At 76.4% G+C, this 13,235-nt stretch carries 12 protein-coding genes; 3 read left to right on the top strand and 9 right to left on the bottom strand.

Annotated features, from left to right (window positions below; translation table 11 throughout):
• Nucleotide 1 precedes the first annotated feature (1 nt).
• Both ACUW6W_RS00910 and ACUW6W_RS00905 read right to left on the bottom strand, forming a co-directional pair.
• A complete protein-coding gene (locus ACUW6W_RS00910; RefSeq protein ID WP_101965555.1) occupies nt 2-3,046 on the bottom strand; it encodes an AAA family ATPase in 3,045 nt (1,014 codons plus the stop codon).
• On the bottom strand, nt 3,043-4,266 hold the full coding sequence (locus ACUW6W_RS00905; RefSeq protein WP_063190335.1) for an exonuclease SbcCD subunit D: 1,224 nt from the start codon (nt 4,264-4,266) through the stop codon (nt 3,043-3,045). The genes ACUW6W_RS00910 and ACUW6W_RS00905 overlap by 4 nt, the downstream gene beginning before the upstream one ends.
• Before the next feature lie 66 nt (nt 4,267-4,332).
• Between ACUW6W_RS00905 and ACUW6W_RS00900 the strand changes: the two genes are divergently transcribed.
• Entirely contained in the window at nt 4,333-5,487 is a 1,155-nt protein-coding gene (locus ACUW6W_RS00900) for an ADP-ribosylglycohydrolase family protein (RefSeq protein WP_063190334.1), read from the top strand.
• Nucleotides 5,488-5,492: 5 nt separating this feature from the next.
• Here the strand turns inward: ACUW6W_RS00900 and ACUW6W_RS00895 are convergent, their stop codons facing one another.
• Genes ACUW6W_RS00895 through clpS form a run of 7 tightly spaced genes read right to left on the bottom strand, consistent with a single transcriptional unit; the run spans nt 5,493 to nt 10,987 of the window.
• The gene (locus ACUW6W_RS00895) at nt 5,493-6,638 is read right to left on the bottom strand and encodes an exonuclease domain-containing protein (protein WP_063190333.1); all 1,146 of its coding nucleotides are present in this window, start codon (nt 6,636-6,638) and stop codon (nt 5,493-5,495) included.
• Nucleotides 6,635-7,324: a non-canonical purine NTP pyrophosphatase gene (locus ACUW6W_RS00890; RefSeq protein WP_063190332.1), complete on the bottom strand. Its 690-nt coding sequence runs from the start codon at nt 7,322-7,324 to the stop codon at nt 6,635-6,637. Before ACUW6W_RS00890 ends, ACUW6W_RS00895 begins: the two co-directional genes overlap by 4 nt.
• Entirely contained in the window at nt 7,321-8,085 is a 765-nt protein-coding gene (gene rph / locus ACUW6W_RS00885) for a ribonuclease PH (protein WP_036313000.1), read from the bottom strand. Before rph ends, ACUW6W_RS00890 begins: the two co-directional genes overlap by 4 nt.
• 22 nt (nt 8,086-8,107) lie before the next feature.
• Nucleotides 8,108-8,923, bottom strand: a complete 816-nt coding sequence (locus ACUW6W_RS00880; RefSeq protein WP_063190331.1) for an MBL fold metallo-hydrolase — start codon at nt 8,921-8,923, stop codon at nt 8,108-8,110.
• Nucleotides 8,920-9,852: a glutamate racemase gene (gene murI, locus ACUW6W_RS00875; protein WP_041103213.1), complete on the bottom strand. Its 933-nt coding sequence runs from the start codon at nt 9,850-9,852 to the stop codon at nt 8,920-8,922. The genes ACUW6W_RS00880 and murI overlap by 4 nt, the downstream gene beginning before the upstream one ends.
• The gene (locus tag ACUW6W_RS00870) at nt 9,849-10,616 is read right to left on the bottom strand and encodes a DUF2017 family protein (protein WP_036313009.1); all 768 of its coding nucleotides are present in this window, start codon (nt 10,614-10,616) and stop codon (nt 9,849-9,851) included. Before ACUW6W_RS00870 ends, murI begins: the two co-directional genes overlap by 4 nt.
• Nucleotides 10,617-10,624: 8 nt before the next feature.
• Complete coding sequence (clpS, locus tag ACUW6W_RS00865; protein WP_002857236.1) at nt 10,625-10,987, bottom strand: ATP-dependent Clp protease adapter ClpS; 363 nt, start codon at nt 10,985-10,987, stop codon at nt 10,625-10,627.
• A 64-nt stretch (nt 10,988-11,051) separates the two neighbouring features.
• Between clpS and ACUW6W_RS00860 the strand changes: the two genes are divergently transcribed.
• Together ACUW6W_RS00860 and ACUW6W_RS00855 are read left to right on the top strand one after the other, a co-directional pair.
• Complete coding sequence (locus tag ACUW6W_RS00860) at nt 11,052-12,404, top strand: nicotinate phosphoribosyltransferase (RefSeq protein WP_036313014.1); 1,353 nt, start codon at nt 11,052-11,054, stop codon at nt 12,402-12,404.
• Nucleotides 12,405-12,407: 3 nt separating this feature from the next.
• The gene (locus ACUW6W_RS00855) at nt 12,408-13,091 is read left to right on the top strand and encodes an isochorismatase family protein (protein ID WP_454179632.1); all 684 of its coding nucleotides are present in this window, start codon (nt 12,408-12,410) and stop codon (nt 13,089-13,091) included.
• The last annotated feature ends 144 nt before the right edge of the window (nt 13,092-13,235 follow it).

The raw sequence follows: 13,235 nt of genomic DNA, 5'->3' as shown, positions 1-13,235 counted from the left end.
CTCAGGCGCCGTCGTGCACCGCGAGGCTCGAGCCGCGCCGGTCCTTGCGCACCTCGAGGCGCACGCCGATCTCCTGCCTCATCCGTTCGACGTGGGAGACGAGGCCCACGGTCCGGCCACCGGTCCGCAGGGTGTCCACGACGTCCAGGACGTCGTCGAGGGTGTCCGCGTCGAGCGAGCCGAAGCCCTCGTCCACGAAGAGCGTGTCCAGTTCGATGCCGCCGGCTTCGGCCTGCACGGTGTCCGCGAGCCCCAGGGCGAGGGCGAGGGAGGCCATGAAGGTCTCGCCGCCCGAGAGCGTGGCCGGGTGGCGCGTCTCGTCCACGTAGTGGTCCCGGATGACGAGTTCGAGGCCCTTGTTCCCGCGCCCGCCCACGGCGTCGGAGTACTCGATCGAATACCGCTGGTCCGTCATGGCGAGCAGACGCTCGGTGGCCGCGGCGGCGACCTCCTCGAGCCGCCCGGCGAGGACGTAGCTCGTCAGGGGCATCTTGAGCAGGTTCTCCCCGCCGCCGCGGACGAGGTCGAGCAGCCCCCGCACCCGCGTGTGTTCGGCGATGAGCCCGGCGGACCGCTCCAGGACCTCGGTCAGGGCGGCCGACTGCCGGCGCACCGTGGCGACGAGCGAATCGAGCCGCCCGACCGCCGTCGCCCGGGACGAGCTCGCGGCCTCGGCCGCGGCGAGCGCCTCGGCGACGGCGCGGGTCTGCTCCTCGGTCGGCGGCTCGACGCCCGCCTCGGCGAGGGCGCGGCCCCGGCGGACGGGCTCGCTCGCCTCGAGCTCGGCGAGGCGGGCCCGTTCGGCATCCCACTCCTGCACGGCGGCCGTGCGGGCGGCGGCGTCCGTCTCCTCGAGGCGGGCCGCGCGCGCCGCGTCGACGTCGTCGAAGTGCTGTTCGGCCAGCGTGGCGGCGAGCGCCTGGCCGGTCTCGTCGGCGACCGCCCGGGCGCGCGCGTCCTCGTCCTGCGCCGCAGCGAGGGCGGCCAGGACCCGGCGTGCGGCGGTGACCTGGTCGCCGCGGGCGTCGAGGCTCTCGGCGTCGCCGCGGGCGGCCTCGACGGCGTCCCGCAGCTCGCTCAGTCGGGCGGCGCGGTGGGCGGCGGCCTCGGCGAGCCGGCCGTCCTCGGCCGCGAGCGCGGCGGCGGTCTCGTCGGCCCCGGCGTGCTCCTTCTCGGCGGCGGTCAGCCGGCGGCGGTCCGCGGCGAGGTCCTTCGCCGCCTGGTCCAGCGCGGCCCGTTCGGCCTCGGCGCGCTCGAGCGCCTCTCGCGCGGCCTCGGGTGCGAGCCCGGCGGCGGCCTCGCGCGCCGTGCGGAGGGTCTGCTCGGCGGCGCGCAGGGTGGTCTCGGCGTCGGTCACGGCCCGGTCGGCCGCGGTGCGGGCCTGCTCGGCGTCCCGCACGTCCGCCTCGGTCACCGTGGTGTCCGCGGTGGCGGCCGGGGCCGGGTGCTCGGGCGAGCCGCACACGGCGCACGGCTCGCCGGGCACGAGCCGCTCCGCCAGTTCGGAGGCGGCCTGCTCGTACCGGGCATGCAGCAGACCGACGTGTCGTTCGGCGGCCTCACTCCGCCGCTCCTGTGCCTCTCGGTGGGCCCGGGCCGCGGTCTCGACCTCGACGGCGCGGGCGGCCGCGGCCTCGGCGGCCGTGCGGCGCGCGGCGGCCTCGGACACGGCGCGGTCCACGGCCTCCCGGACACCGAGACGCTCGGTGCCGCGTTCGACGGCCGAGCGGAGTGCCGCGACGGCCGCCTCACGCTCGGGGCGGGACTCGACCAGGGCGGCACGGTCGCGGTCGATCTCGGCCCGCCGCTCCGCCGCGGCGGCCGCCTCCTGCTCCAGCTCGCGCATCCGGTCACGGTCCCGAACCGCGCGCGCCACCGCCTCCGCGGCGCGCTCGGCCTCCCCCAGCGCCTGGCGGGAGGCGGGCGTGTCGGCGGCCCCGTCCGCCCGGGCGGCGGCGAGCCACGCCGCCGCGGTCGGCTCGTCCTCGACGTGCGCCAGGGCCTGCGTCACCGCCTCCGACGCGGTGCCGGCGGCGTCCGCCGCCGCGGTGGCCCGCTGCGCGGCGGTGAGCACCCGCCCGGCGCGCTCATGGGCGTCGACGGCGCGGCGCCGCGCGGCGGCGGTCTCAGCCTCGGCGTCGTGGTCGCGTCGACGGCGCCCCCACGCCTCGGCCGCGGCCAGGTCCCGCCCGCGGGTCTCCAGCTCACGCGCCGTCACCCGAGCCTGCTGCTCGGCGGCGCGGGCCGTGGCGAGGCCGGCCCGTGCGTCCTCGTGCGCGCGACCCGCGCGCTCAGCGGCGAGGGCGAGCAGCCGCTCGTCCGTGTCCGGTGACGGCTCCGGCGCATGCCAGTCCGGGCCGAGCGCCTCGTGGAGCGCCTCGGCCAGCTGCGCCCGCGCAGTCCGGGCCACGTCCGCGTCCACGGCCACCGCGGTGTCCAGCCGGGCCGTCTCGCCGCGCAGGTGCTCCTCGACGCCGTCGAAGCGCTGCGTGCCGAAGAGCCGCCGCAGCAGGACGCGGCGCTCATCCGACTTCGCGGTGAGGAACTGGGCGAACTGCCCCTGGGGCAGCAGGACCACCTGCATGAACTGCTCGGCGTCCAGGTGCAGGACGGCCGCGATCTGCTGGCCGACCTCGTCCGCCCGGGTGAGCGGCGCCGTCCATTCCCCGGCCACGCGTTCCCGCAGGGAGACCGTGGCCGGCGTGGTGACGGTGGCGCCTCCCGCCGCGCTGCGTCGCCGGCGGGGCCGCTCGTGCTTGGGTGAGCGGACCACCTCGAAGCGCCGGCCCTGCACGGTGAACTCGACCTGCACCTCGGGGATCACCGCGCCCGGCTCGCGCAGCGTGGTCACGAGCGACTCGGCCGACCGTCCGCCCGGCACGGTCCCGTAGAGGGCGAAGCACAGCGCGGCCAGCACCGTGGACTTGCCCGCGCCGGTGGGCCCGTCCAGCAGGAACAGGCCGGCCGCGTTGAGCCGGTCGAAGTCGACGTCCTGCGCCTGGGCGTAGGGCCCGAGCCCCTCCAGGCGCATCCGATGGATCCTCATGCGCGCACCTCCGCCGCGCGGGCGGCCTCGAGGGCGTCCCGCAGCAGGTCCTGCTCGGCCCCGCTGGCCGGCCGCTGCCGGACGTGGTCCACGAAACCGACCGCGAGCGCGTGGTCCGAGGGTGCCTGCCGCAGGACCTGGGCGTAGGTCCGCTCCCGGGTTCGCCTCCCGCCGGCCGGTTCGTGGCGGAAGACGAGCACGGAGGGGAACCGGGTCTTCAGGCGCTCCAGGGCCCGCTCGGGGCGTTCGTCGTCGGTGACGGTGACCTGCACCCAGCACTGCTCCGCCCACGCGAACTCCGGGGACTCCAGCAGGTCCTCGATCGGCCCGGACAGCACCGCCAGGCGCCGTCCGGCGTCCCAGTCCACGGCCTCGACGTCGGTGACGGCCCCGCCCGTGACGTGGACGAGCCAGCCGCCCTTGCGGTGGCCCGCCTCGGCGAAGGAGTACGGCAGCGGAGAGCCGGAGTACCGCACGTGCTCGGCCAGCCGCTGCCGGCCGTGCAGGTGGCCCAGGGCCGCGTAGTCGAGCCCGTCGAACACGGAGACCGGCACCTGCCCCAGCGTGCCCACCAGCATCTCGGGCGGGGCGTCCGGTTCGACGTGCTCGCCCTCGCCGATGTCCCGTTCGGACTCGGAGCCGTGGCCCCCGGCCGCGAACAGGTGGGCCAGCACGACGCCGGCCACCGGCTCCGGCGCCTCGGCGCGGCGGGCGGCCAGATCGGCGTGGACACGGCGGACCGCCTCCGTCAGCACGGCCGTGTGGTGGGGCTCCACGCCCCAGGCCGGTCCCTGGTGGCGCGGTTCGAGGTAGGGGATGCCGTAGACGGCCACGGTCTGGCCCGCGCCGCCGTCGACCCCGGGCTCGGTGAGCAGCACGGGGCGGTCCAGCTCCGCCGCGTCCGCGCGCACGTGCACGCCCGCGGCCGCCAGGAGTCCGCCGCCGAAGCCGAGGCGCACCGCCGAGTCGTGGTTGCCGCTCGTGAGCACCACCTGGGCGCCGGCCGCGTGCAGCCGGGAGAGCGTCCGGTCCAGCAGCCGGACGGCGTCCGCCGGCGGCAGCGCGCGGTCGTACACGTCCCCGGCCAGCAGGACGGCGTCCACGCCGCGCTCCGTCACGGTCGCGACCAGGGCGTCCAGGACCTCCTCCTGGGCCTCGAGCAGCCCGGTGCCGTGGAACGACCGGCCCAGATGCCAGTCCGAGGTGTGCAGCAGGATCATGCGGCCCACTCTAGGGAGGGTGCGGACGGGATAAGCGCGGCGCGGCGCGGCTCGTACGATGGCGGCATGTCCGCCACCGCGCCCGAACCCCCCGCCTCCTCGTCCACGCCCCTGCCCGGCCCCGAGCACGCCGACCGGGTCCTGGCCCTCCTCGCGGCCGGCGCCGCCGGGGACGCGCTGGGCGGCGTCGTCGAGTTCACCCCCGCGTCGGGGATCGCGGCCGTGCACGGCCCCGCCGGCGTCACCGACGCCGCGGACCTGCTCGCCCAGGAGGGCGCCCACGCCCTGCCGATCACCGACGACACGCAGCTGACGCTGTACGTGCTCGACGGCCTGCTCGAGTGGATCGAGTGGCAGAACGACGGCGTCCCGGCCGATCCCGCCGCGTGCGTGTGGCTCGCGTGCCTGCGCTGGTTCGCCACGCAGGACGGCGCGCTGCCCGAGGGCGCTCCCCCGGCCCCGCCCCGCTGGATCGACGCGCACGCGGAGCTGAAGGTGCGCCGCGCGCCGGGCACCGCGTGCCTGAGCGGGCTCGCCGAACCGGGGATGGGCCTGCCGGGCGACCCGCACAACCCGGGCTCGAAGGGCTGCGGGACGGTCATGCGCTCGGCCCCGTACGGGATGGTGCCGGGGCTCGAGGACCCGCACGTCGTGTCCCTCGCCCGCCAGGGGGCCGTCCTCACGCACGGCCACCCCACCGCGTGGGTCGCGGCGGCCGCGTACGCCCTCGTCATCGCGGCTCTGCTGCGCGGCCTGGACCTGGCCGCCGCGGTCGCGCACGCCCGCGCGTGGCTCGACAGCCTGGGCGAGGAGGCCGAGGAGACCCGCGCCGCCGTCGCCGCGGCGATCGACCTGGCCGGCACCGTCGACGCCGACCCCGGCGCCCCCGGCGCCCTCCCCACCGCGCTCGGCGAGGGCTGGGTCGCGGAGGAGGCCCTGGCCATCGCACTGTATGCCGCGCTCACCGCGCAGGCGGCGCACCCGGCCGATCCGGCGGCGGCGCTCGCCCTGGCGCTGCGGATCGGCGTGAACCACGACGGCGACTCCGACTCCACGGCCTCGCTGGCCGGGCAGGTGCTCGGCGCCGCGCACGGCACCGCCGTGTTCGGCGCGCACGACCCCGAGGACCGCGCCGCGGCCGAGGCCTCCGTCCCGGGGTGGATCGCCGAGCGCGCGGTCGTCCTGGAGGCCGCCCGGCGCTGGAGCGCCGCGACCACCTGAGCGGTTCAGCGCGCGGCGTCCGGCCAGTTCCCGTCGAGCATCTGCAGGAACTCCCCCTCGGAGACCAGGGCGATGGCCTGCCCCCGGTCCCGCCGGCGCAGGGCGTCCCGCGTCTTGCGGTGCGCCAGCGCCGTGGTCACGGCCTGCGGCGCCCCGTCCTCGGCGCGCGGGCGGTGCAGGTCCGCGGCCTCGAAGCCGTCCCCGACGACGAGCATGGTGGTGGCCGCGCCCACCCGGTTCGCAGTCTGCGCACCCTGCGCGGCCGCGCGCGTCTTGGCACTCTGACGCGACATGCCGATGCCGCCCGTGAACACCACCGTCTGGCCGAACAGGGGGTGGCCCGGGTCGGCGGCCGGGTTCGGGAGCGGATTGACGCCCTCGTCCGGCCAGCGCATGAAGTCCGGCATGGCGCGTTCGTCCCGCAGCGGGACCCGCGCGTCGAAGACGCCCTCGGTGCGCCGGGCCTGGCGGGTGGCCTTCGACTCGGCGCCCGATCCCGCCGCCCGGGGGGCGAGGACGCTGACGCTCAGCCCCTGGGCCCGCATCAGGCGGTCGACGCCGCGGCCGGCCGGCGCATCGGTCAGCCCCGGCAGCACGTCCGCGTCGGCCGGCTGCTCCCCCAGCACACGCCGGGCGATGTCCACGAGGATGGCGGCGCAGGCCTCGGCGTCGGCCAGTGCGTCGTGGTGGCGTCCCGGGGTGAAGCCGGCCTCGCGCGCCGCGGAGGGCAGGGCGTACGAGGGCAGGTCGTAGACGCGGCGCGCCAGCACCAGGGTGCACACGAACTCCAGGCCCGGCACGTCCCGGCCGGAGACCTCGAGGCCGGACTCGATGACGCCGACGTCGAAGCCCGCGTTGTGCGCCGCGAGCACGTCCGTCCCCACGAAGTCCGCGAGCTCGTCGTACACCTGCGCGAACCGGGGGGCGTCCAGGACGCGGTCCTCGGTGATGCCGTGGATGCGCACGTTGCGGGGATCGAACCGGTCGAAGCCCACGGGCGGACGGATCAGCCACTCGGCGCGGTCCACCATGACCCCGTCCCGCACCCGGACGGCGCCCACGGCGCACGGGGAGCCGCGGAAGCCGTTGGCGGTCTCGAAGTCGATCGCGGTGAAGTCCAGCCCCGGCACGGGGGCGCGCCCGCCGCTCACGGGCGCGCGTCGAGCGCGTCCACCAGGTAGGGCAGCAGGGCGCGGAAGGCGTGCCCCCGGTGGCTGATCGCGTTCTTGTCCTCGGGGCTCAGCTGCGCGGTGGACACGTCCCGGCCCTCGGGGCGCAGGATCGGGTCGTAGCCGAAGCCGCCGTCCCCCACGGGCTCGCGCAGCAGCGTGCCGGGCAGGCGGCCGTGCTCGACGTGCTCGACGTGGATGGCCCGGGCGCCCGCGGCGTCCGGGCCGCTGGGGACCGCGAGCGCGGCGGCGCACACGAACTGGGCACCCCGATGCTCGTCCGGCACGTCGGCCAGCTGGGCCAGCAGCAGCTCGAGGTTGGCACGGTCGTCCCCGTGGCGCCCGGCCCAGCGGGCCGAGAAGATCCCGGGGGCGCCGTGCAGCACGTCCACGGCCAGACCGGAGTCGTCCGCGACGGCGATCAGCCCGGTGTGCGCGGCCACGGCGCGGGCCTTCTTCAGCGCGTTCTGGGCGAACGTGACGCCGTCCTCGACGACGTCCGGGGCGCCCACGGCGCCCGCGTCCACCACCGCGGTCTCCACGTCGAGGCCGGGCACGGCGCCGGCGAGCAGCTGCCGCAGCTCGCGCACCTTGCCCGCGTTGTGCGTGGCGAGCACGATGCGGGCGCCCTCCGGCGGGCCCGACGGCGAGGCGGCGGGCGCGCTCACGCCCGGTCCTCCGTGGCGGCGGCCAGGGTCTCGGCCTGGACGCGGGCCAGCTCACCCGTGCCGATCAGGGCCAGGTCCAGCAGGGTGTCCAGCTCGGCGCGGGTGAACGGCGCGCCCTCGGCGGTGCCCTGCACCTCCACGAACTCGCCGGCGCCGGTGACGACCACGTTCATGTCCGTCTCCGCCTTCACGTCCTCCACGTACGGCAGGTCGAGGACGGGCACCCCGTCCACGATGCCCACGGACACCGCGGCGACGGAGTCCTTGAGGACGGCGGCGCCCTTGGCGAGGATCCCCTCGCGCCGTGCCCAGGCCACCGCCTCGGCGAGGGCGACGTAGGCGCCCGTGATGGCGGCGGTGCGGGTGCCGCCGTCGGCGTCGAGGACGTCGCAGTCCAGGACGATGGTGTTCTCCCCCAGGGCGGACAGGTCGATGACGGCGCGCAGGGACCGGCCGATCAGGCGGGAGATCTCGTGGGTGCGCCCGCCGATCCGCCCCTTGACGGACTCGCGCTGGCTGCGCTCGTTGGTGGCCCGCGGGAGCATCGCGTACTCGGCGGTGACCCAGCCGGTCCCCTCGCCCTTGAGCCAGCGCGGCACGCCCTCGGTGAAGGACGCGGTGCACAGCACGCGGGTGTTCCCGAACTCGATCAGGGCCGAGCCCTCCGCCTGCCGGGACCAGCCCCGGGTGATGGTGATGGGGCGCAGCTCGTCGACGGCGCGGCCGTCCGGGCGGGGGGCGGTGGGGGCGGGAGAGCTCATGGCCTCCAGTCTAGGCACGCCCTCAGACGCCGTAGCTCAGCCCCGAGACGGCGACGGCCAGCGGGCCGTCGTACACCGCGCGGGCCTCCTGGACGGCGCGCTGCGGATCGTTCCACACGGGCAGGTGCGTGAGCAGCAGCTTCCGCGCCCCGGCCTGCGCCGCCGTCTCGCCGGCCCGTCGGCCGGTCAGGTGGACGCCGTCGATGCCGTCGTCCCGGCCCTCGTGGAAGGCGGCCTCGCACAGGAACATGTCCGCGTCCCGCGCGGCCTCGACGAGCCCCTCACATGCGTCGGTGTCCCCGGAGTAGGTGAGCACGCGGGTGGTGACGTCGCCGTCGTCGTCGACGCGGTCCACCTCGACCCGGATCGCGTAGGCCTCGTCGATGGGGTGGCACACGGGGACCGGGGTGAACCGGAACGGACCGAGCCGCTCGGTGCGGCCGGCAGTCCAGCACCGGAACTCGAAGTCCTGGTGCATCCCCGGCTGGGGGTCCATCCCGTACGCCTCGGCGATGCGGTCGGCGGTGCCGGCGGGTCCGTAGACAGGCAGCCGGCCGCGGTCCCAGCCGGCCGGGTTCCAGCGGATGGCCACGTGCATCCCGCACAGGTCCATGAAGTGGTCCGGGTGCAGGTGGGAGAGCAGGATGCCGTCCAGGTCCTCGAGCTCGACGTAGCGCTGCAGCACGCCGAGGGCGCCGTTGCCGAGGTCCAGCAGGATCCGCCATGTGCGCGGGGTGACGCCGTCCTCGGCCACGCCCTCGGCGGTGAGGAGGTAGCACGAGGCGGGCGAGCCCGGGCCGGGGAAGGACCCGGAGGCCCCGATGATGGTCAGCTTCACGTCACACCCTCCTGCTCGGGGCCCGGCCGGACGGAGGCCGCCGAGCGCGTCGGGACCGGCGCGGCCGCGGGGCGGGGCGCGCCGATCGTCTCCAGGCGGCGCACGGACTCGACCTCGGGTCCGAGGAAGCGGCGTGCGAGGGCCTGGAAGTGGTCGGGGTCGCCGGTGGCGGCGAAGCGGTGGCGGGTGGCCTGGCCGGAGCCCGCGGCCGAGTGGGGGTGCTCGAGGCCGAGGCGGACCAGTTCCCGGTAGAGGTCCTTGGCGGTCTCCTCCGCGGAGGAGACGAGCGTGACGTCCTCCCCCATCACGAGCGAGAGGGCGCCGGTCAGCAGCGGGTAGTGGGTGCATCCCAGCACGAGGGTGTCCACGCCCGCCGCACGCAGCGGCGCCGTGTACTCCCGGGCGGTCTCCAGCAGTTCGGGGCCGGTGGTGATGCCGGCCTCCACGAACTCCACGAACCGCGGGCACGCGACCGAGGTGATCTCGAGGTGCGGGGCGGCCGAGAACGAGTCCTCGTAGGCGCGGGACCCGACGGTCGCCTCGGTGCCGATCACGCCGATCCGGCCCGTGCGGGTGGCGGCCACGGCGCGGCGCACGGCGGGCTGGATCACCTCGATCACGGGGATGCCGTGGCCTCCCGTGTAGCGCTCGCGGGCGTCGCGCAGCACGGCGGCCGACGCGGAGTTGCACGCGATCACGAGCGCCTTGACGCCGCGCGCGACGAGCTCGTCCATGATCGCCAGGGCGAGGGCCCGTACCTCGGCGATGGGCCGCGGGCCGTACGGCGAGTGCTCCGTGTCGCCCACGTAGAGGATGGACTCGTGGGGCAGCTGGTCCATGATCGCCCGGGCCACGGTCAGCCCGCCCACGCCCGAGTCGAACACGCCGATCGGCGCGGCAGCGTCCACGGCGGCGCGCTGGCCGCTCACTGCTCGCCCTCCGCGTCCCCGGCGCCCGGCGCGGACTCGTCCGAGCCCTCGGGCAGCTCGCTGAGCATCTCCGTCATGAGCGTCTCCAGCAGCCACGAGGTGAAGTTGTAGAGCAGGGCCATGGTGGACTCGACGTCCTCCGCGCTGCGCCAGTCGTCCACGGCGTGCACGCGGGCGGCGTCCTCCTCGGTCTCGACGCCCAGGCGGGCGGCGAGGACGAGGCGCACGTCGTTGAGCGCGCGGCCGAAGGCCGGCGCCTGGTCGTGCGGCACTTCCACGCGCGTCGAGCGCAGCAGCTCGAGTGCCAGGCGCGCGTCCGCGAGCTTCCCCTCGGACAGGGCGTCCTCGGTCAGGGCCCGGTGGGCGCCCTGTTCGGCGGCGCCGGCCTGGGGCATCGCATCCGGCAGGAGGCGTGCGACGGCCGGGTCGGTGGGGGCCGAACGCTGCGGCTCCGGGTCCTGGCTCAGGTGCAGCCCTGAGACCAGCCCCCAGAACGCGGCGTCGGACGCGTCCAGCCCGGCCACGGGGCCCGCGTCCTGCGCGGCGGACACGGACGGCGGCGCCGCCGGGGGATCTTCGGGCGTGTCGACGCCGTCCTCGGCGGCCGGGGCCTCGGCGGGGTCCGCCTCGGCGGGGCGCACGTCCGCGCGTCGGCCCTCGAGCAGGGCGACGACGTCCCTGACCAGCCCGCGCAGCAGGCGCACCTCCGGCAGCTCCAGCTGCGCCGTGTACCCCCGCCGCGTCCAGCGGAACCGTTCTGCCATGCCCCTCCTCAGTCCTCCGCCTGCTCCAGCGTGGCCCACAGCCCGTAGCCGTGCATCGCGCCCACGTGCAGCTCGGCCTTCTCCTTGGTGCCCGTCGCCACCACGGACCGGCCCCGCTCGTGGACCTCGAGCATGAGCCGCTGCGCCTTGGCCGCGGAGTAGCCGAAGTGGGTGCGGAACACGTAGGCCACGTAGCTCATCAGGTTCACCGGGTCGTTCCACACCACCACGTTCCACGGCCGGTCCCGGGCTGTGTCCTCGTGAGGCCGCTCCAGCAGGGCGGTGTCGGTGGCGCCGGCGGGGACGGACTCACCCGGCGCCGGACGCACGGCGCGCGGCGCGGACGGATCGTGGCGGGTCAGCACGGACATGCGCCCCAGTGTACGAGGCGGGCGGGCCAGGACCGGCCCCGCCACGGTCCACTAGGGTGGGGGCGTGAGCCAGAACCCCGTGCCCAGCGCCCCGCGGACCGCCGACGACTGGCAGATCCCCACGGCGCTGATGACCGACCACTACGAGCTGACCATGCTCCAGGCCGCGCTGAAGGCCGGCACCGCGCACCGCCGCTCCCGCTTCGAGCTGTTCACCCGACGCCTGCCCAGCGGCCGCCGCTACGGCGTGGTGGCCGGCGTGGGCCGCGCGCTGGAGGGCCTGTCCCGCTTCCGGTTCGACACGCCCGAGCTCGACTTCCTCGCGGACACCACCGCCCTCGACGACGCCACGCTGGCCTGGCTCGCCGACTACGAGTTCACGGGTGACATCGTGGGCTACGCCGAGGGCGAGGCCTACTTCCCGCACTCCCCCCTCCTGCAGGTGGAGTCGACGTTCGCCGAGGCGTGCATCCTGGAGACCTACCTGCTCTCCATCTACAACTACGACTCCGCCGTGGCCTCCGCAGCCTCCCGCATGACGGCCGTCGCGGACGGCCGCCCGTGCGCCGAGATGGGCTCGCGCCGCACGCACGAGGAGTCTGCCGTGGCCGCCGCCCGCGCCGCGGCCATCGCGGGCTTCACCGCCACCTCGAACCTCGAGGCGGGCCGCCGGTACGGCATCCCGACCGTCGGCACCGCCGCCCACTCCTTCACCCTGCTGCACGACTCGGAGCGCGCCGCCTTCGAGGCCCAGGTCGCCGCGCTCGGGGCGGACACCACCCTCCTCGTGGACACGTATGACGTGGAGCAGGGCGTGCGCACCGCGGTCGAGGTTGCCGGCCCGGCCCTGCGGAACGTCCGGGTCGACTCCGGCGACCTCGTGATCCAGGCTCACCGCGTGCGCGAGCTGCTCGACGAGCTGGGCAACACCGAGACCGGGATCATGGTCACCTCGGACCTGGACGAGTACGCGATCGCCGCCCTGCGCTCCGCCCCCGTCAGCTCGTACGGCGTGGGCACGCGCCTGGTCACCGGGTCCGGCGCGCCCACCGCCTCCATGGTCTACAAGCTCGTGGCCCGCCAGGACGACGACGGCACGTGGGTGGACGTGGCCAAGGCCAGTTCCGGCAAGGCCAGCCGGGGCGGCCGCAAGGAGGCCGCGCGCCGCCGCGACCCGCGGGGCCGGGCCACCGCCGAGGTGATCGGCGTCAACCGCGGCGCCGCGCCCGACGCCGACGACCGTCCCCTGCTGCACCGTTTCGTGCACGCCGGCGAGCTGGCCGAGGGCTGGACCGGCCCCGAGGCCGTCACCCGCGCCGCCGAGCGGCACGCCGCCTCCCTGCGCGAGCTGCCCGCCTCGGTGGGCCGCCTGCAGCCGGGCGACCCCGCCATCCCGACCATCTTCCTGGAGGACTGACCCATGGAGAACCTGAACCGCGCCCTGGTGATCGTGGACGTGCAGAACGACTTCTGCGAGGGCGGCGCCCTCGGCGTGACCGGCGGCGCCGCCGTCGCGGCCGGGGTCAGCGAGCACCTGGCCGAGCACGCGGACGCCTACGCGTCCGTGGCAGCCACGCGCGACTGGCACGTCGACCCGGGCACGCACTTCGCCGCGGCCACCGGCGCCGAGCCGGATTTCCGCACCACCTGGCCGGTGCACTGCGTGGCCGGCACCGCCGGCGCCGAGCTGCATCCCGACCTGGACGCCGAGCACCTCGACGCCGAGTGCCTCAAGGGCCTGCACACGGACGCCTACTCCGGCTTCGACGGCGCCCTCGGCGAGCCCGACGCCGTCCCGACCGGGGCCGCGGGCGAGCGCCCCTCCGGGACCGTCGGCCCGTACGGGGCCACCGCCGTGGCCGCGGCCGCCGTCGAGTCCGGCGCCCCCGGCCTCGACGAGTGGCTCCGTGAGCAGGGCGTGGACGCGATCACCGTGGTGGGCATCGCCACGGACCACTGCGTGCGCGCCACCGTGCTCGACGCCCTCGACGCCGGCTACGAGGTCACCGTGCTGACCGACCTGGTGGCCGGCGTCGACGAGGCGGCCGCCCAGGCCGCGCTCCACGAGATGGAGGCCGCCGGGGCCATCCTGGCGACCTCGTGAGCGGGTTCGGCCCCGAGCGGCACCGGCGTCGCCTCTGAGGCGCCGCACGCCGAGACAGTGACGAATGTCACTCGATGCGGCATGATGGAGGCACGCGGCCCCGGCGGGCGTGCCGGAGCCGGTGCCCGACGCAGACGAGGAGAG

Source organism: Micrococcus sp. 093350064-1 (assembly GCF_053627955.1).
This window is presented reverse-complemented; position numbering and strand designations above follow the sequence as displayed.

Coding starts and splice junctions, on each gene's coding strand:
- ACUW6W_RS00910 (WP_101965555.1), bottom strand. CDS start 3,046: ATGAGGATCCATCGGATGCGCCTGGAGGGGCTCGGGCCCTACGCCCAG.
- ACUW6W_RS00905 (WP_063190335.1), bottom strand. CDS start 4,266: ATGATCCTGCTGCACACCTCGGACTGGCATCTGGGCCGGTCGTTCCAC.
- ACUW6W_RS00900 (WP_063190334.1), top strand. CDS start 4,333: ATGTCCGCCACCGCGCCCGAACCCCCCGCCTCCTCGTCCACGCCCCTG.
- rph (WP_036313000.1), bottom strand. CDS start 8,085: ATGAGCTCTCCCGCCCCCACCGCCCCCCGCCCGGACGGCCGCGCCGTC.
- ACUW6W_RS00870 (WP_036313009.1), bottom strand. CDS start 10,616: ATGGCAGAACGGTTCCGCTGGACGCGGCGGGGGTACACGGCGCAGCTG.
- clpS (WP_002857236.1), bottom strand. CDS start 10,987: ATGTCCGTGCTGACCCGCCACGATCCGTCCGCGCCGCGCGCCGTGCGT.
- ACUW6W_RS00855 (WP_454179632.1), top strand. CDS start 12,408: ATGGAGAACCTGAACCGCGCCCTGGTGATCGTGGACGTGCAGAACGAC.